This is a genomic window from Geobacillus zalihae, assembly GCF_030414215.1.
Taxonomy (GTDB): domain Bacteria; phylum Bacillota; class Bacilli; order Bacillales; family Anoxybacillaceae; genus Geobacillus; species Geobacillus zalihae.
The window spans coordinates 736,184-753,288 of the sequence record NZ_CP129217.1; the positions used below are offsets into that span (position 1 = coordinate 736,184).

Below are 17,105 nucleotides of genomic sequence, written 5' to 3' on the forward strand. Positions count from 1 at the left end.
ATGGCAGCACCTGCCGTCATCGAGCTTGACAACTTGTGCAAAACGTATGGCGACCATCGGGCGGTTGACCATTTGTCGCTTTCGATTCAAAAAAGGGAAATTTTTGGCCTCCTTGGCCCGAACGGGGCGGGAAAGACGACGACGATTTTGATGATGCTCGGGCTCACCGAACCGACGTCCGGTTCGGTGAGGGTATGCGGGATCGATCCGGTGCGAAACCCGATTGAGGTGAAACGGAAAGTCGGGTACTTGCCGGATGATGTCGGCTTTTACCATCACATGACAGGCTTGGAGAACTTGTTGTATACGGCAGCGTTAAACGGCATTCCCCGCGCCGAGGCGGAAAAGCGGGCGTGGGAGCTGCTCGAGAAGGTGAATTTGACTGATGCGGCCCGCAAGAAAGCGGGGACATACTCGCGGGGAATGAGGCAGCGGCTCGGCTTGGCCGATGTGTTGATGAAGCGCCCGGAAGTGATCATTTTGGATGAGCCGACGTTGGGCATCGATCCTGAGGGAGTGCGAGAGCTGCTTCGCCTGATCCGCAATTTGAGCCGCCATGAAGGCATCACCGTTCTATTGTCCTCGCACCAATTGCACCATGTGCAGCAAATTTGCGACCGGGTCGGCTTGTTCGTGGGCGGCCGGTTGTTGGCCGAAGGGAATATCGAGCGCCTGGCGCAACAGCTGTTTTTGCAGGATGCCTATGTCATCCATGTGGTCGCTTCACCGCTTGACGCTTCCTTACGGTCCAAAATCGAGGCGATTCCGGGCGTCAACAAAGTCGAGCAAACGGAAAATGGATGGGATGTGTATTGCCAAACGGATGTGAGCGCCGCCATCAGCCAGACGATCATCGAAGCCGGATCTTCGCTGTTCCATCTCAGCCGGCGGGATTTTGGACTTGATGAGATTTATCACCGCTATTTTGAAGGGAGGGATGTACGTGAGGGCGAGTAACGAAGGACGATGGGCAAACGATGTTTTTTCATATGTGAAAAGATGGAGCGAACGGCTGAAGGCGGGTGCGCTTGATGAGAAGAAACGGGCAAGAGGGGCAAACAGCGCCTTTTCGGCCATGGTCAAAAAAGAACTGGCCGATTATTTGACGAGTTGGCGCATGATCATTTTAATCGCCCTCATCTTGCTCACTTGCTTCGGCTCGCTGTATACGGCGATGACGACGATCCGGGACGCGTTGGATTCCTCGGAAGAGGCCAAGGAAATCGCGAAAGGCGCCTACTTGTTTCTAAAATTATTCACCGTCTCGGACGGAACGTTGCCTTCGTTTCTGACGTTTGTCAGCTTTCTCGGGCCGCTGCTCGGCATCGCTCTTGGATTTGACGCCATCAATTCGGAGCGGAGCCGGGGGACGTTAAGCCGGCTCATGGCCCAGCCGATTCCGCGCGATTATGTGATCAATGGCAAGTTTGTCGCGGCTCTTTTATTGAACGCTGTGTTGTTTTTCTCTCTCGGTCTGCTTGTGACGGCATTGGGCATTTTGATCTTGGGCATTCCACCCACGTTCGAGGAATTTGCCCGCATCATATGCTTTTTGTTGTTATGTCTTGTGTATATCGCCTTTTGGCTGAATCTCGGCATTTTGTTTTCTGTTGTCTTCCGCCAGGCGGCGACATCCGCGTTGTCGTCGATGGCCGTTTGGCTGTTTTTCAATCTCTTCTACTCGATGATTGTGGAAGTGTTTGCGAAACCGTTTTTGCAGTCTGACGCCATTACGTCCGTCGAGCAGGCGGTCGGCCGTCAAGAGTTGGTGCTTGGTCTCATGAGATTGTCGCCGAGCTACTTGTTCAATGAATCAACAACCGCCTTGCTTTCGCCGGACGTCCGAACGCTAGGGATCGTCACGGTGGAGCAAACGGCCGGCGCTGTTGCGGCCCCCTTGCCATTCTCGCAAAGTTTGCTGCTTATTTGGCCGCAGGCGACCGCGCTCATTGCCGCCACTCTCATCTGCTTTGCGATCGCGTATTGGTTGTTTATGAGGCAGGAGATACGGGCGAGTGGGTGAGAAAACAAGTTGTTTGCCGTAGACGGGGCGGAAGAGATGTGTGCGCCCAACAGCGTTTCTTATCGTTCGTATGTGAAAAACGTTCTGCCAAATCGTGTCCGTTCCTTTTGGGGACGGGCTTTTTCTTTTTTTGGATGTGACAAAACCGTGACAACGCTTGTGGCAAAATGGTGACAACAGGCAAGAATGTGATCAACCTCACAAATCCGTTTCCTTCTCCTGCGTATGATGGAAGTACAAACAACGTCACAAATTTTGAAAGTTTGGGAGGGGCTTTTCATGAATAAACAAAAGGCGCTGCTGCCGATTACGACGTTCGCCATGATGTTTTCATTCGCTGTGTGGGCCGTGTTTTCGCCGCTTGCGAGTACGTTTCAACAAATGTACGGGCTGACATCGACGCAAAAAAGCATTTTGGTCGCCATTCCGGTGCTGCTTGGCTCGATCATGCGTTTGCCGCTTGGCATTTGGACGGACCAGATCGGCGGGCGCAGACTGTTTTCGCTGCTGCTCTTGTTTCTTGTCATTCCGCTTGTTGGCGCAGGGTTTGCAGATTCGTATGCGATGCTTCTGTTTTGGGCGTTTTTCATCGGCATGGCCGGAACGTCGTTCGCCATTTCGGTGACGTTCGTTTCCCGCTTGACTCCGCCGGAAAAGCAAGGGACGGCGCTTGGGATTAACGCGATGGGCAACTTCGGCACGGCGGTTGCTGCGTTTTCCGTTCCATCGATTGCCGCAGCGTTTGGTGTGCCTTGGGCTTTTTGGGGGATGATCATTCCGGTTGTCGTCATGCTCGTTCTCGTTTGGTTTTTCACACCGGATATGCCGAAACCGAAACAACAAAAAACGGTGCGTGAATCGCTGTCGGTATTGAAATATAAACATACGTGGACGTTGTCGCTCTTTTACTTCGTTACGTTCGGGGCGTTTGTCGCTTTTGGCATTTACTTGCCGTCGCTGCTCGTTGACTTGTATGGGTTGACGCCGGTGGATGCTGGGATGCGCGCGGCTGGGTTTACTGTACTCGCTACGCTTGCGCGGCCAGTCGGCGGCTATCTTGGCGATAAAATCGGCGCTGAACGGGTGTTGACGTTCGTCTACGCTGGAATGACAATCGGCGCGTTGGTGATCGCGTTTGGAATGGAAAATATTTGGGTGATGACAGCGGCTTGTTTGTTTGTGGCCGTGATGTCTGGGCTGGGCAACGGTGCGGTGTTCAAACTCGTGCCGCAGCTGTTCCCAGCCGAAACGGGCGCCGTCACCGGCCTTGTCGGGGCCTGGGGCGGACTTGGCGGCTTTTTTCCGCCGATTGTCATGGGGATCATGAAAGATGCAACAGGTTCGTACGTGCTCGGTTTTCTGCTCCTTAGCTTGTTTACCCTTATTTGCTTCTTGCTGAACCGGCTCGTATTTGGCAAAAAAGCCGGCGAACCGGCGAAGCGGTTCGCTTCTTGAATGGAATACCGTATAGAGAGGCTGAAAGCTTGTTCGCTTTTAGCCTCTTTTTTTATTTGGGCGTGTTTTTCTGTTATTCAATGTGAGTATGCGTTTCACTATTGTTACATGATTAAAATATATTGCTCATTATTTCACAAATCATTCAAACATGGCTGTCTGTTGGTGATACAAATCACCAGGGAAGAAGTGAAAATGCCGTACGTTAAAGGTGTAAATCAAATCATCTAAGGGGGGAGAACGATGAAACAAAGGATGTCTTCGTTATTGTCCGTCGCGTTAGCCGCTTCGCTTCTGGCCGCATGCAGCAACGGGGGAGGAGGAGAGGCAAAGGCGGAAAATAAAAACGGAACAGCGGCAACTACGCAACAGTCTGCTGCGAACATGTTAGCGGCGCATAAAGGAGTGAACCAAGCACCGGTGCCGTTGAAAATGGAGCGGATCGGTCTGCATGATGTCCGCGTCGAAATGACGGCGCAAATCACTGACATTGAAATTGACAAAGGGAAAACGCATTATACGGCAGTGAAAAGAAACAGAAGTGATTCGCATCACAACCGACAAGAAAAAAAGAGCGTCCGGCGTGCCGAGAACAACGGCCGGCCGGGCGCTTTTTTCATCAGTGTCCTGAGACGGCTCGATCCGTTTTGTTGTCCTTGGCGTTTTGCTCACTCAATGCAGCAAATATCCGCCGGGCAATCTTCACATTGGATTTCCGCTTTCAAATAGTTTAAATCATGAACCGTAATTTTCCCCCGCTTCATCGAGATAATCCCTTCCTGTTTTAAGGCGTTGAGCATCCGATTGACGCTTTCGCGCGTCGTGCCGCAAAAGTTGGCTAAATCTTGGTTTTTCAATGTGACATCAATAAAAATGCTTCCGTCCTCAAGCGGGACGCCATAACTGTTGCAAAGGCGAATGAGCGTCGAGTAAAGCGCCCCTTTTTTGCCGTTCATAATTAAGTCGCGAAACTTCGTCTGCGTCCGCCGGGCATGCTTGCTGATCCAGCGCATATATTCAAGGGTAAGGGGCGGATTGATCAGCAGCTGCTGTTCCAGTTCCTCTTTGTTTATGACTGCCGCTTCGCCTGGCTCTATTACCTTGGCCGTCAACAAGTAGCGTGCATCGTTCGTAAACAGCGTCAATTCACCAACGATTTCCCCGCTTCCGCAAATGCGGAAGCACATTTCTTTTCCGTCCGGACAAATTTTGCTCACTTGCACTTTGCCGGAAAGGATCAAATACAGCTCATTGGCCGGCATCCCTTCTTGGAACAAAAAGGAGTGCTTGCAAAGTGGAATCACTTTTTTCGACGATTGCAACAAAGAACGTAAATGGGGAAAATATTCATTCACTGCAGCTTCCATCGATAGCACCTCCATTCATTCAGCTATTTCTATTGTAAAAATCATCACAGCGAGAGAGAGTGAAAAAAATCACCGGTTGCGACTTTCTCTGAGAGGCGTCACAATTTTTTCTAAATTGGTTTTTCCTTTTTCTATGTTACAATGTGAGTAGCATAGCATCACAGCATTCTACTGTTTGTTTTCGTATGGTAAAAGGGAGACGGAACAGAGAGAGGTTCGTCGATGGCAGAGTTTTGGTCACCGGTTTGGTTATCGATAAACATATCGCTTCTTGCCGGCGTGATCGTCGCAATCCTTGGAACAGCGGCGGCGAGGTGGATGGCGCGCCGCCGGTTCCGCGGGAAGACGATCGTGGAGACGGTGTTTATGCTGCCGCTTGTATTGCCGCCGTCGGTCGTCGGGTTTTTGCTCGTTGTCTTGTTTGGGCGTCATAGCCTAATCGGACAGCTGGTGGAAAGGTGGTTTCACACAACGATATTGTTTACGCCCGGCGCAGCGGTGATCGCGGCGGTTGTCGTGTCGTTTCCGCTCATGTATCAGGCGGCCAAAGCGGGGCTGGAGGCCGTCGACCCCGCCATTGAAGGAGCGGCGCGCATCGACGGGGCGAACGAGCGCCAAGTGTTTTGGCATATTTCGCTGCCGCTGGCCAAACACGCGTTATTCTCCGGAGCGGTGCTGTCGTTTGCCAGAAGCCTCGGGGAGTTCGGCGCAACGCTCATGTTTGCCGGAAACATCCCGGGAAAAACGCAGACGATTCCGACTGCCGTCTATATGGCGATGGAGTCGGGGCGGATGGAGTTGGCGTGGGCATGGGTGGCGGTCACGATTGGATTGTCGTTTAGTTTATTGTCTTGTGCGGCGAAACTAGGCCGTTGGCAGCGATAAGGAGAAGGCCGTTGGAATATCACGCGGCCCATGACATGGAAAGGAGGGAGCGCCATGGAAGAGCGCGACCGGGTGACGATCGCCGACCGCCTGTCCCGCCCGTTGCGCGATTTGCGGCTGTCGGTCATCGACCAATGCAATTTTCGCTGCGTCTACTGCATGCCCGCTGAAGTGTTCGGGCCGAATTTTCGCTTTTTGGCGGAAGACCAGCTGTTGACGGTTGAGGAAATGGCGCTTTTAGCGGAATGTTTCGTCGAGCTTGGCGTTGAAAAAATCCGCCTGACTGGCGGCGAGCCGCTGCTTCGGCGCGACCTCGATGCGCTCATTGAGCGGCTGTCCATGATTCCCGGCTTGCGGGACGTTGCCCTTACGACAAACGGCATCCATTTGGTGAAATGGGCGAAACGGCTGAAAGCGGCCGGGTTGAAGCGCGTCAACGTCAGTTTGGATGCGTTGGATGATGACATTTTCCGAAAAATGAACGGCATTGGCGTCGGCGTCACCCCGGTGTTAAAAGGCATCGAAGCCGCCCTGGCGGCGGGGCTCGGCGTGAAAGTGAACATGGTCGTCAAAAAAGGATGGAACGACTCGCAAATCGTGCCGATGGCGGCTTACTTTAAAGACTTGGGCATCCCGCTCCGCTTTATTGAATTCATGGATGTCGGCACGACGAACGGCTGGGATTACTCCCATGTCGTGACGAAAAAAGAGATGTACGAGCAAATCAACGCCATGCACCCGCTCGAGCCGGTCGAACACGAGTACTTCGGCGAGGTGGCGAGCCGCTACCGCTACGTGGGCACGGAGGTGGAAGTCGGCTTTATCGCCTCCGTGACGGAAACGTTTTGCCGGAGCTGCACGAGGGCGCGCATTTCCGCCGATGGCAAGCTGTATACGTGCCTCTTTGCCTCGAAAGGCGTGTCGTTGAAAGAAAAACTGCGCGCCGGGGCAGGGAAAGAGGAGCTGAAGGAGCTCATTACAGCCGTCTGGAACCGGCGGACGGACCGCTATTCGGAAGAACGGACAGCCGAAACGGCGAAACAACGGCCGAAAATTGAAATGTCGTATATTGGAGGGTGAAAAAAACGGGAGCGCTCTTTCCGTAGAAGAAGCGATCCCGTTTTTGGTTTATGTTTTCGGAAGTGCGAATCGGCGTCTTTCTTCCTTTAATTCTTCACCGCCGCCAACACGCGCGGGAAGAGGATGTTGTTTTCCAAATGGATGTGGGTGAACAAATCGTCTTCAAGCGCCGCGAGCCGGCTGTAGACGAGCCGGTACGTGCCGCATGCGTCTTCCGGCGGGGTGAAGTCGTTGGTGATGTCGCGAATGTCTTTGATGAGATCGCCAGCGGCGTCATGCTCATGGACGAGTTCGCGAACGGCCTGCTCGACCGCCTCCCGGTTTTCCGGCGACGGGTTGTCGGCGAATTGCAAAATGAGTGGGAATGCGCCCGTTTCCTCCTTAATCAAGTGTTGCTCAAGCTCCGTTTTTAACTCATGGAACAGTTTATGCACCCGGGAAAGATGCGGGTGATGCATGCCGTGCACGCGCAACACTTTCGTGACATACGGGCTGAGCTGCGGCAGCTCCTCGTTCAAATAGCGGTGGTGCGTGTTGATGATATGCTCGACCAAGTCGGCTAGCGGAGCTTCACTCCAGTTTCCGGACGGCTTGTTTTGCGCCTCCGCGTAAAGGGTGTTCAGCTCGCGAAGGAGCGCTTCGCCGTCCAGTCCGCGCTCTTCGATGGCCTCTTTTAACGGGCGCTGCCCGCCGCAACAAAAATCAATCCGCCGCGCTTTAAACAAATCCGCTGCTTTCGGAAAGACCGTGACAATATCACCAATCAACGATTGTTCGGTAAACTGCTGTTCCATTTCGGATCCCTCCATCACCAAATCGTTACAGCTTCAGCATACCTTGTTTTGGACGCCAACGTTGTGACACATCTCACACAAACGAAAAAGTGGACAACTAAGGAAATGTGATGAACATCACAACAGTGGCTCCCTTCTTTCCTGTACAATAAAACGGACGATATAAATTGGCTCTTCACCAAAAGTGGTACTTGATTTTTTCTGAACATACTCTATTTACGCTTGTGAGGGAAAATCAACAAATCAGTGATTTTTGCACATCTTTGTGCAGGAAACCGTATTGCTTGTCAAGTACATGTTGTGGTGAAGAGCCTATAAATTGTGAATGTGCTGCATAGAAGATGTGAACGGCCGAAAAAAGAGGAGGAGTCAGCATGTGGCTGCTGGCCAAGGCAAGCCGCTGGGAGGAAGAAAAAGATGATTTTGCAACATATTGATGATGCCAGCGTCGTTGATGAAAAATTGGACAAAACCATTAAGCAGCTGCAAGATTGGAAATCATTGTGATAAAACGATAAAATGGGCTTAGTGAAGTGAATGAGGGAAAGAAAGGGGAGAACACCGTTGGTCGAAAGACGAACCCCCATTCCCGTAGCGGAAGCCATCACCCGGGTGATGCGTTACGCTGGGAGAGGAGAAGAGGAGATCGTGCCGCTTCGCCAGTCGTACGGCCGCTATTTGGCCGAAGATTTGCGCGCCGATCATGACGTGCCGCCGTTTGACCGCTCGCCGTATGACGGATTTGCCATTCGCGCCGCGGATTCGGAAGGAGCGGGACTTGACCATCCGGTCGAGTTTGAAGTGATCGAAACGATTGGCGCCGGGCAAGTGGCGAAGCAGCCGGTCGGCCCGTTTCAAGCGGTGCGCCTGATGACCGGAGCGCAAATTCCCGACGGGTGCGATGCCGTCGTCATGCTCGAGCTCGCCAAACAGTACGAGCGGGATGGAAAAACGTATATGTCGATTAAGCGCTCGTTCCGCCCTGGCGACAACATTTCATTTCAAGGGGAAGACGCGAAAAAAGGGCAGCCGCTTATCGAAAAAGGGACGCGCATCAATCCCGGGGTGGCGGCGCTCTTGGCGACGTTCGGCTACGCCGAAGTGAAGGTGGCGAAAAAGCCCCGGATTGGCATTTTTGCGACCGGCAGCGAACTGCTCGACGTCTCTGAACCGCTTGTGCCGGGAAAAATCCGCAACAGCAACGCCTACATGATCGAGGCGCAGGTGTTCAAAAGCGGCGCCGAGCCGATTTATTTCGGCCAGTTGGCCGACGACCTCGATGCGTGTTTTCACGCTGTGCGCCAGGCGCTCGATCAAGTGGACATGCTCATTACGACCGGCGGCGTCTCGGTCGGGGATTTCGATTATTTGCCCGCCATTTACAAGCGGCTCGGAGCGAACGTGTTGTTTAACAAAATCGCCATGCGCCCGGGGAGCGTGACGACCGTCGCCGAGATTGATGGCAAGCTGCTGTTCGGTCTATCCGGAAACCCGTCGGCGTGCTACGTCGGGTATGAGCTGTTCGTCCGCCCGGTCGTGCGCACGCGGCTGTTTTCGGCCAAGCCGTATTTGAAAAAAGCGAAAGCCACCCTTGGCGCCGAGTTTCCGAAGCCGAACCCGTTCACCCGCTTCGTGCGCAGCCGGGTCGAGGCGGTTGACGGTCGGCTTGTCGTGAAGCCGGTCGGCATGGACAAGTCGAACATCGTCACCTCGCTTGCCTTTGCGAACGCCTTAATGGTGCTGCCGGGCGGAACGCGGGGGTTTGCGGCCGGCGATGAGGTCGACGTGTGGCTTTTGAATGACGATGAGGGATCAAGCGAATGAACGTCTGGCAAGTCGTCGGCTATAAACATAGCGGCAAGACGACGTTGATGGAAAAATGGGTGGCGGCCGCGGTCCGGGAAGGATGGCGCGTCGGGACGGTGAAGCATCACGGCCATGGCGGCGAACCCGCGCGGCCCGAAGGCGTCGATTCCGTCCGCCACGAGCGGGCGGGGGCGTCGGCGACAGCGGTCGAAGGTGGCGGGCTGTTGCAGCTGCATCTCCGCCGTCCGCTATGGCGGCTGGATGACGTGTTGGCGCTTTATGCGCCGCTTCAGCTCGATCTCGTGTTGGTTGAAGGCTACAAACAAGAGCGGCATCCGAAAGTCGTGCTTGTGCGCTCCGCGAAAGATTGGGCGTCGCTCCAGCACCTCGCCGACATCCGCGCCGTCATCGCCTGGGAGCCGCTTCCCGAACCGCTGTCACACCCGGTGTTTTTGCTGGCGGACGATGATGAATATATTCCATGGCTCATAAATGAGGTGAGAACGCGAACATGACAGAACCGTTGTTTGTCATTACCGACCGGCCGATTTCGGTCGAGGATGTGATGAAAAAAGTGATGCGTCCGGAAGCGGGGGCGGTCGCTGTCTTTGCCGGCACGGTGCGCGAATGGACGAACGGCAAGCGGACGCTCTTTTTGCAATATGAGGCGTATGTGTCGATGGCCGAGAAAATGCTCGCGCAAATCGGGGCGGAAATTGCGGAGAAATGGCCAGGGGCGAAAACCGCCATCACCCACCGGATCGGGCGGCTTAAGATCGGCGACATCGCCGTCGTCATCGCTGTTTCCTCGCCGCACCGCGCCGAAGCGTATGAGGCGAACCGCTATGCCATTGAGCGGATCAAACAAATCGTGCCGATTTGGAAAAAAGAGCAATGGGAGGACGGAAGCGCCTGGGTGGGCGACCAGCTTGAAACAACGGCGTATCCGTCCGGAAAACCGGAGGTGAAAGAGGAATGATCCGTCTATTGTTTTTCGCCCATTTGGGCGAGCAAATCGGCGAGCGGGAAGTGATGTGGCCGCACGTTCCGGAAACGGTGAAACAACTGAAAGACGAAGTGGAAGAGCGCTATGGCGTCTCGCTCGGGCGCGTCATGACCGCGGTCAATGAGGAGTACGCCCGCGACGAGTCGCCGCTTCATGCCGGCGACACGGTCGCCTTTATTCCACCGGTAAGCGGAGGATGAGACGGATGGCGAACAAAAGCAAATGGGTGATGCCAAAACAACACGGCGCCTGGGCGATGCTCATCATCCCGTTTTGGCTCGGAGCGTACGCCGGTGGGCTTTCGTGGATTCACGCGCCGCTCTTTGTCGCCTGGCTTGCGCTCTATTTGGCGACGTATCCGCTCTTGATGGCGGTGAAAACGAAGCGGAAAGAGCCGTACGTGCCCGCTGCCGTTCGCTATGGCGCCATCGCCGCGCCGGCCCTGGCCGTTTCCCTTTGGCAGCGGCCGACCCTTGTTCTCTTCGGATTGGCGATGATCCCGTTTTTCCTAGTAAACACCTACTACAGCAAGAAAAAGAATGAGCGCGCCTTTTGGAATGATGCAGCGGCCATCGCGGCGTTTTGCATCGGCGGCCTCGCCGCCTTTTACGCCGGACGCGGGGAATTGACGGTGGAGGCGTTCGAATTGGCCGCGTTTTCCTTCCTCTTTTTCATCGGCAGCACGTTTTACGTCAAGACGATGATTCGGGAAAAGAAAAATGAACGGTACAAATGGCTGTCATGGGGCTACCACGCCTTGTTGATCGTCGGCCTCATCGCCATCGGCGAGCCGTTCGCTGTTTTGGCCTACGCCCCGAGCGTCATTCGCGCCGTCTACTTATACGGCAAGTCGCTGCCGATCATGAAACTCGGCATGCTGGAAATCGCCAACGCGGCGTACTTTTTCATCGCGATGATCGTGCTCTACTCTTGAGCGAACCCCAAACGGGAGGCATCCATGACCGTTTGGGGTTTTTTCTTTTGGTTAGGCGGTATTGCTTTTTCACTGCACAAGCATGATGTGAAATGGGCGTGAATTCCTTGTAACGGTTTTGCAAAGGGTCGTTTCAAAAGCCTACCTCTTCTTCTATGCTCGTTCTCAAATAAATAAAAATTAGAACATGTCGATTCACTTCAAGTAGACATTCGCTAAGTGTTCGGCTTCCCAGTGGTTCGCGTGGAAGTCACTCAACATGAGTGGGAAATCAATTGTTTTCAATATTCTGGCAATCCTAGTGGTGTCGAAAGCCCTTACGAGACTTCCTTAATGTTGATTTCACCGCTAACATTATGGCCAGGATCTCGTCAGTGCTTTCTCTTTTGTCACTAAATCACAAAATTTGGTGATGAGCCAAAAAACAACTCGATAAAGCTTAAAAATCTTACTTTATGCGACAAAGAAACAAACAATTCAAATTTTTATTGATAATTTTAGTAAAGGCGAAATATAATCTAATTGTAAAATAAAGGTTAAAAAAAGGGGGCAATAGTTGCCGTCAAAATGTTTCGCGCTTAGAAGGATGGTGAAAAACGAGAATGGCCTGCAAATCGATGGCATTTCATCAGAAAAGAAAGCCGATTCGGCCGCGTTTTTCGAATTGAAAGAGAGCAGGAATCAGCCATATTTTGCGCTAAATCACCAGCCCTTTAGAGATAGTGGGCAGATCGCGTTGCTTGGTTGCTTTTGGAGGACATCATTTTTGTAATTGGAGAGAGGTTATAATGATAAAAGATCTTCTCAAATCAATCCTTTCTTTTTCGTTAGTTTTCGGTCTGTTGCTGGGTGGCAGTATCATCGCTTCTGCCGAAGAAGGGACTTCAAATGCAGGATGTTCACTCAGTAGCAAGACGAATGTGACAGTAAATGGGTTTTTAGATAGAGCGAAAGAATCGAGTGTGATCGTATCTCAAAGCGGGAACAAGGTGATTGAAATAACAGACCTAGAATTTCTTAAAAGATTAGAAACTTCTGTTCCTGGACCAAAAGGGAAAAAACTAGTTGGGGTTTCAATCGCATACACTCAAGCACAAGAGTCATCCCTTCCAGGGGATCGTCCTGTGGTGACTCCACAATTAGGAACGGGTTATTATCTAAAAAACATTACTACTAGTGAAGCATGTGGAACAGAAATAATAAGACAATCTACTTTTAAAGGACCATCAACAGCTACCATGTCTATAAAACAAGGGGTTTCTGCCACATGGTCATCGAACACAAATATAAGCGCTGAAACAGTTTCGGCAGCGTTGGGATTTAACGTAACAAAATCTTATGAAGTTACAGACACTTATCAAATTCAAGTTCCAGCAGGAAAAACCTATACCATAATAGCTAGACCGTATTACAAAGTTTATAACTTTGAAGTTTGGTACGACCCACTTATTGGATGGGATTCTAAAGTAGGGTATGGATATGCCGCTAAGCCTGTAGGGGTATGTTTTTATTACTATGAGTAATGTTCTGTGTTCTGTTATTTATAGTAATATTGAAGCAAGTTTCCTGATGGAACTTGCTTCTGTTTTTGTGTTTCGTTTAAGCATAACGGATAGTCATAAAAAGGAGGATGCAAAATGAATATTTTAAAAAGCCCAAACAAAATGAAGTTTGTTTCACTCGTTCTTTCTCTCATCGGATTGTGGTTGATGTTAAATAGTCCTGAATTAGGGAGTCGTTCTGCTTCATCGTGGGTTCGATCCATGGGGGGATCTGTGGATTCTCAAGAATATTTGCAAATGTTAAAAGAATATATAAGCACTTATAAAACGATGGGGGGGATTTTTTTATTTGTGGGCTTGTTTTCTTTTCTTAACAATCATCATCAGTAAACATCGTATTTGCCTGCAGGGCAACGAGAGGTCTGTATTTGCGCATTTTTTGTTATCTTTTTTAACATCTTTTCGAAAGAAGTCTCCCACCGCAAGGAACGCGAAGGGTGTAACTCAGTGAGTAGGTGGGAGATGAATGTCGGTTGGCGTTAGCCAACGAATAGGATAGAATATGGTTAGAACGGACACCTTCCGAACGAAGGGAAGCGTAAAGGGTTCTTGTGTGTGGCTTACCGTTCGGCGAACGCACACAAGTCGCTTGAAGCCCCCACCTCTCAGCGAAGCGTAGGTGGTGGGTAGTTCACTGGAGACGATGGCCGTCTGAGTTGGATGGATCGGGATATGGTGAAGTAAGGTGCGGTGTGAATGATTGCTCCGAAAAGAGCAAAAGGGGCTGACTCAAAAGCCCCCTTTTTGGTGAAATTTAACCGAAGTATGTGAAAGAGACCACCTCTGAAACCCTTGGTTTTACCGGGTTTTTCGTGGTGGCCTGTTTTTCCATGTCGCCCTAAATAGGAACATTACCGCTCTTTTCGGTCAGCTCCTTTTTTTGCCGCACCCGCCCGTCAGTCAATGCGGCACAGCTCGGGCGGGCAGCCTTCGCAGGCGATTTCGTCGCGCAAATATTGCAAGTTGTGGACGCAAATTTTTCCTTTTTCCACGGAGATGACGCCTTTTTTCCGCAAATCGCCGAGCATGCGGTTGACGACTTCACGGGAGGTGCCGCAAAAGTTGGCGAGCTCTTGGTTCGTCAGCGGCACGTCGATCAAAATGCCGTCTTCCTTCATCACGCCGTAGCTGTTGCACAGACGGATGAGCGTTGAATAGAGCGCTCCTTTTTTGCCGTGCAAAATGAGGTCGCGGAATTTCGTCTGCGTTTTGCGGAAATGGAGGCTCATCCACTTCATCAACTCGATCGCCAGCGTCGGATTGTTGGCGAGCTCTTGTTCGAGCCTTTCGCGCGGAATGGCGGAAACGACGCTGTCTTCGAGCGCTTTCGCCGTCAGCATGTAGCGGGCCCCAGGACAAAACAGCGTCAGCTCGCCGATCAAATCGCCTTGGCTGCAAATGCGCAGCGTGAGCTCCCGTCCGTCCATGTCCATTTTGCTGATTTGGATTTTCCCCGATTGGATATAGTAAATATCGTCTGCTTTTTCCCCTTCTTGAAACAAGTACGTTCCCTTCTCAAGGCGAAGATCGCGCCCAAGCGGTGTAAGCCACTTCTGCCATTCACGAGATTCAATCTCGTTCATCCGATCACAACCTTACGTAAAATGTATCGCTATATAAAAGTGTACAGGAAAAAAGAGGGAAGTCAATATAAGGATAGTGGAAAGATTGAAAACTTGTTGAACATCGATGGAATCGTTTGTGAAAGTCTTTGCATCCCGAAGACATGAGGACAATGGAGTCAAGGATGCACCTTGGATGCGGGGACAAATCGGTATTCGTTTCCCATAGACGGAGGGAGGGGCAAGAAAAAAATCCTCAAAAATTATTAAATATACATTTGATTTTATTTTTATACAGTATTATAATGAGAACTACATGAGGCATACGGGTGAGGGGGAACATGATGAACGTAGCCATTATCGGGGCGACGGGGTACAGCGGCGCGGAGTTGTTCCGCTTGCTATACGGGCATCCGCATGTGAGCCGCTGCGACGTTTTCTCGTCGTCGCAGGACGGGGTTCATGTATCGGAAAGTTTCCCGCACGTCGGCGCGGTCGATGGTGCGGTGTTGCATAAACTTGAAATCGAGGCGCTTTCCCGTTACGATGCGGTCTTTTTCGCCACGCCGCCCGGGGTGTCGGGGGAGTGGGCGCCGGCGCTTGTCGATCGGGGAGTGAAAGTGATCGATTTATCCGGGGATTTCCGGTTGAAAGACGGCGCGGTGTACGCACAATGGTATGGGCGCGAGGCGGCGCCAGCTGCGTATTTAGAGCGGGCGGTGTACGGATTGACCGAGTGGAACCGCGAGGCGGTGCGCGAGGCCGTGCTCCTATCCAACCCGGGCTGCTATCCGACAGCGACGCTGCTTGGCTTGGCGCCGCTTGTCAAAGAAGGATTAATTAAGGAAGACTCGATCATCGTGGACGCCAAATCGGGCGTATCGGGCGCGGGGCGGAAAGCCGGGCTTGGGACGCATTTTTCCGAAGTGAACGAAAACGTGAAAATTTATAAAGTGAACGTCCATCAGCACATTCCGGAAATTGAGCAAACGCTGCAAACGTGGAATGAAGCGATGGAGCCGATTACGTTCAGCACCCATTTGATTCCGATGACACGGGGCATTATGGCGACGATCTATGCGAAGGCGAAACAACCGATTTCGCCAAACGACTTGGTAGATTTATATAAAACAAGTTATGAAGGTTCGCCGTTTGTCCGCATCCGTCAACTTGGACAGTTTCCAGCGACAAAAGAAGTGTACGGCTCAAATTATTGCGACATCGGCCTCGCCTACGATGAACGGACGGGACGGGTGACGGTCGTGTCGGTGATCGACAACTTGATGAAAGGCGCTGCCGGGCAGGCGGTGCAAAACTTCAATTTGATGATGGGTTGGGATGAGGCGGAGGGCCTCCGATCCTTGCCGATCTATCCGTGAGGGAAGGGGAAAAACGATGACGATCACAAAACAAACGGGGCAAGTGACGGCGGTCGCCGACGGAACAGTGGTTACGCCGAAAGGATTTCAAGCGGCCGGGGTGAATGCCGGGCTGCGCTATTCGAAAAACGATTTAGGGGTTATTCTATGCGACGTGCCCGCTTCGGCGGCGGCGGTGTATACGCAAAGCCATTTTCAGGCGGCGCCGCTCAAAGTGACGCAGGCGAGCCTCGCTGTAGAACAAAAATTGCAGGCGGTCATCGTCAACAGCGCATGCGCGAACGCCTGCACCGGCGAGCAGGGGCTCAAGGACGCCTATGAAATGCGCGAGCTGTGCGCGAAACAGTTTGGCCTGGCGCTGCACCATGTGGCTGTCGCTTCAACGGGCGTGATCGGGGAATATTTGCCGATGGAAAAAATTCGCGCGGGCATCGAAAAGCTTGTTCCAGGGGCGACGATGGCGGATGCGGAGGCGTTTCAAACGGCGATTTTAACGACGGATACGGTGATGAAGCGCGCCTGTTACCAAACGACCGTCGATGGGAAAACGGTCACCGTCGGCGGGGCGGCGAAAGGATCGGGGATGATCCATCCGAACATGGCGACGATGCTCGCGTTCATTACGACCGATGCGAATATTTCATCGACGGTGCTGCACGCGGCTCTGCGAGCGGCTACGGACGTTTCGTTTAACCAAATTACGGTTGATGGCGATACGTCGACGAATGACATGGTTGTGGTGATGGCAAGCGGTCTTGCTGGAAATGATGAGCTGACGCCGAATCATCCGGATTGGGGGAACTTTTACGAGGCGCTGCGGAAAACGTGCGAAGACTTGGCGAAGCAAATCGCCAGAGACGGCGAGGGGGCGACGAAGCTCATTGAAGTGCGCGTGCGCGGCGCGAAAACGGACGATGAGGCAAAAAAAGTCGCGAAGCAAATCGTTGGCTCCAACTTAGTGAAAACGGCCGTTTACGGCGCGGATGCCAACTGGGGGCGGATCATCGGCGCGATCGGCTATGCGGACGCTGACGTTGATCCGGACAATGTTGATGTCGCGATCGGGCCGATTGTGATGCTGAAAGGAAGCGAGCCGCAGCCGTTCTCGGAAGAAGAAGCGACGGCGTATTTGCAACAAGAGACGGTCGTCATTGAGGTGGATTTGCACTTGGGCGATGGCTTCGGCGTCGCGTGGGGCTGCGACTTGACGTACGATTATGTGAAAATCAACGCCAGCTATCGGACGTAAGGA

At 52.4% G+C, this 17,105-nt stretch carries 18 protein-coding genes; 15 read left to right on the plus strand and 3 right to left on the minus strand.

Annotation, left to right across the window (positions count from 1 at the left end; all coding sequences use genetic code 11):
• The 4 genes from QWV57_RS03800 to QWV57_RS03815 all read left to right on the plus strand — a co-directional run bounded on the left by QWV57_RS03800 (position 1) and on the right by QWV57_RS03815 (position 4,207).
• Entirely contained in the window at positions 1–957 is a 957-nt protein-coding gene (locus QWV57_RS03800) for an ABC transporter ATP-binding protein (protein WP_033004616.1), read from the plus strand.
• The gene (locus QWV57_RS03805; protein ID WP_033004615.1) at positions 944–2,023 is read left to right on the plus strand and encodes an ABC transporter permease; all 1,080 of its coding nucleotides are present in this window, start codon (positions 944–946) and stop codon (positions 2,021–2,023) included. Before QWV57_RS03800 ends, QWV57_RS03805 begins: the two co-directional genes overlap by 14 nt.
• A gap of 279 nt (positions 2,024–2,302) precedes the next feature.
• Positions 2,303–3,478, plus strand: coding sequence for an MFS transporter (locus QWV57_RS03810; RefSeq protein WP_060787877.1), 1,176 nt, complete (start codon positions 2,303–2,305; stop codon positions 3,476–3,478).
• Between the two features lie 243 nt (positions 3,479–3,721).
• Positions 3,722–4,207: a hypothetical protein gene (locus tag QWV57_RS03815; RefSeq protein WP_060787878.1), complete on the plus strand. Its 486-nt coding sequence runs from the start codon at positions 3,722–3,724 to the stop codon at positions 4,205–4,207.
• Here the strand turns inward: QWV57_RS03815 and QWV57_RS03820 are convergent.
• A complete protein-coding gene (locus QWV57_RS03820; RefSeq protein ID WP_301100653.1) occupies positions 4,147–4,845 on the minus strand; it encodes a Crp/Fnr family transcriptional regulator in 699 nt (232 codons plus the stop codon). The genes QWV57_RS03815 and QWV57_RS03820 overlap by 61 nt on opposite strands.
• Before the next feature lie 222 nt (positions 4,846–5,067).
• Here QWV57_RS03820 and modB point away from each other — a divergent pair, with 222 nt between their 5' ends.
• Positions 5,068–5,730: a molybdate ABC transporter permease subunit gene (gene modB / locus QWV57_RS03825; protein WP_301100655.1), complete on the plus strand. Its 663-nt coding sequence runs from the start codon at positions 5,068–5,070 to the stop codon at positions 5,728–5,730.
• A gap of 54 nt (positions 5,731–5,784) precedes the next feature.
• Positions 5,785–6,810, plus strand: a complete 1,026-nt coding sequence (moaA, locus tag QWV57_RS03830) for a GTP 3',8-cyclase MoaA (RefSeq protein ID WP_060787881.1) — start codon at positions 5,785–5,787, stop codon at positions 6,808–6,810.
• Positions 6,811–6,896: 86 nt separating this feature from the next.
• On the opposite strand, the gene ric is transcribed toward moaA, so the two are convergent.
• A complete protein-coding gene (gene ric, locus QWV57_RS03835) occupies positions 6,897–7,604 on the minus strand; it encodes an iron-sulfur cluster repair di-iron protein (protein WP_063192189.1) in 708 nt (235 codons plus the stop codon).
• A gap of 564 nt (positions 7,605–8,168) precedes the next feature.
• Here ric and QWV57_RS03840 point away from each other — a divergent pair.
• The 7 genes from QWV57_RS03840 (at position 8,169) to QWV57_RS03870 (ending at position 13,242) form a co-directional block, all read left to right on the plus strand.
• The gene (locus QWV57_RS03840) at positions 8,169–9,428 is read left to right on the plus strand and encodes a molybdopterin molybdotransferase MoeA (protein WP_301100660.1); all 1,260 of its coding nucleotides are present in this window, start codon (positions 8,169–8,171) and stop codon (positions 9,426–9,428) included.
• Positions 9,425–9,925: a molybdopterin-guanine dinucleotide biosynthesis protein B gene (gene mobB, locus QWV57_RS03845; RefSeq protein WP_015374130.1), complete on the plus strand. Its 501-nt coding sequence runs from the start codon at positions 9,425–9,427 to the stop codon at positions 9,923–9,925. Before QWV57_RS03840 ends, mobB begins: the two co-directional genes overlap by 4 nt.
• On the plus strand, positions 9,922–10,389 hold the full coding sequence (locus tag QWV57_RS03850) for a molybdenum cofactor biosynthesis protein MoaE (protein WP_015374131.1): 468 nt from the start codon (positions 9,922–9,924) through the stop codon (positions 10,387–10,389). The genes mobB and QWV57_RS03850 overlap by 4 nt, the downstream gene beginning before the upstream one ends.
• Entirely contained in the window at positions 10,386–10,616 is a 231-nt protein-coding gene (gene moaD, locus QWV57_RS03855) for a molybdopterin converting factor subunit 1 (RefSeq protein WP_011230277.1), read from the plus strand. The genes QWV57_RS03850 and moaD overlap by 4 nt, the downstream gene beginning before the upstream one ends.
• Before the next feature lie 5 nt (positions 10,617–10,621).
• Entirely contained in the window at positions 10,622–11,350 is a 729-nt protein-coding gene (locus QWV57_RS03860) for a YwiC-like family protein (protein ID WP_301100678.1), read from the plus strand.
• Between the two features lie 788 nt (positions 11,351–12,138).
• A complete protein-coding gene (locus QWV57_RS03865; RefSeq protein ID WP_020279624.1) occupies positions 12,139–12,873 on the plus strand; it encodes a DUF6426 family protein in 735 nt (244 codons plus the stop codon).
• Between the two features lie 114 nt (positions 12,874–12,987).
• On the plus strand, positions 12,988–13,242 hold the full coding sequence (locus tag QWV57_RS03870) for a hypothetical protein (RefSeq protein ID WP_060787888.1): 255 nt from the start codon (positions 12,988–12,990) through the stop codon (positions 13,240–13,242).
• Between the two features lie 566 nt (positions 13,243–13,808).
• Here QWV57_RS03870 and QWV57_RS03875 read toward each other — a convergent pair.
• Positions 13,809–14,495, minus strand: a complete 687-nt coding sequence (locus QWV57_RS03875; RefSeq protein WP_301100681.1) for a Crp/Fnr family transcriptional regulator — start codon at positions 14,493–14,495, stop codon at positions 13,809–13,811.
• Between the two features lie 323 nt (positions 14,496–14,818).
• Here QWV57_RS03875 and argC point away from each other — a divergent pair, with 323 nt between their 5' ends.
• Together argC and argJ are read left to right on the plus strand one after the other, a co-directional pair.
• Positions 14,819–15,853: an N-acetyl-gamma-glutamyl-phosphate reductase gene (gene argC, locus QWV57_RS03880; RefSeq protein ID WP_301100683.1), complete on the plus strand. Its 1,035-nt coding sequence runs from the start codon at positions 14,819–14,821 to the stop codon at positions 15,851–15,853.
• Between the two features lie 16 nt (positions 15,854–15,869).
• Complete coding sequence (argJ, locus tag QWV57_RS03885; RefSeq protein ID WP_081132244.1) at positions 15,870–17,102, plus strand: bifunctional ornithine acetyltransferase/N-acetylglutamate synthase; 1,233 nt, start codon at positions 15,870–15,872, stop codon at positions 17,100–17,102.
• Positions 17,103–17,105 lie beyond the last annotated feature (3 nt).

Bases quoted from the DNA above. Each gene is read 5' to 3' on its own strand.
- QWV57_RS03800 (WP_033004616.1), top strand. From the start codon at position 1: ATGGCAGCACCTGCCGTCATCGAGCTTGACAACTTGTGCAAAACGTAT.
- QWV57_RS03810 (WP_060787877.1), top strand. From the start codon at position 2,303: ATGAATAAACAAAAGGCGCTGCTGCCGATTACGACGTTCGCCATGATG.
- QWV57_RS03815 (WP_060787878.1), top strand. From the start codon at position 3,722: ATGAAACAAAGGATGTCTTCGTTATTGTCCGTCGCGTTAGCCGCTTCG.
- QWV57_RS03820 (WP_301100653.1), bottom strand. From the start codon at position 4,845: ATGGAAGCTGCAGTGAATGAATATTTTCCCCATTTACGTTCTTTGTTG.
- modB (WP_301100655.1), top strand. From the start codon at position 5,068: ATGGCAGAGTTTTGGTCACCGGTTTGGTTATCGATAAACATATCGCTT.
- moaA (WP_060787881.1), top strand. From the start codon at position 5,785: ATGGAAGAGCGCGACCGGGTGACGATCGCCGACCGCCTGTCCCGCCCG.
- ric (WP_063192189.1), bottom strand. From the start codon at position 7,604: ATGGAACAGCAGTTTACCGAACAATCGTTGATTGGTGATATTGTCACG.
- mobB (WP_015374130.1), top strand. From the start codon at position 9,425: ATGAACGTCTGGCAAGTCGTCGGCTATAAACATAGCGGCAAGACGACG.
- QWV57_RS03850 (WP_015374131.1), top strand. From the start codon at position 9,922: ATGACAGAACCGTTGTTTGTCATTACCGACCGGCCGATTTCGGTCGAG.
- moaD (WP_011230277.1), top strand. From the start codon at position 10,386: ATGATCCGTCTATTGTTTTTCGCCCATTTGGGCGAGCAAATCGGCGAG.
- QWV57_RS03860 (WP_301100678.1), top strand. From the start codon at position 10,622: ATGGCGAACAAAAGCAAATGGGTGATGCCAAAACAACACGGCGCCTGG.
- QWV57_RS03865 (WP_020279624.1), top strand. From the start codon at position 12,139: ATGATAAAAGATCTTCTCAAATCAATCCTTTCTTTTTCGTTAGTTTTC.
- QWV57_RS03870 (WP_060787888.1), top strand. From the start codon at position 12,988: ATGAATATTTTAAAAAGCCCAAACAAAATGAAGTTTGTTTCACTCGTT.
- QWV57_RS03875 (WP_301100681.1), bottom strand. From the start codon at position 14,495: ATGAACGAGATTGAATCTCGTGAATGGCAGAAGTGGCTTACACCGCTT.
- argC (WP_301100683.1), top strand. From the start codon at position 14,819: ATGAACGTAGCCATTATCGGGGCGACGGGGTACAGCGGCGCGGAGTTG.
- argJ (WP_081132244.1), top strand. From the start codon at position 15,870: ATGACGATCACAAAACAAACGGGGCAAGTGACGGCGGTCGCCGACGGA.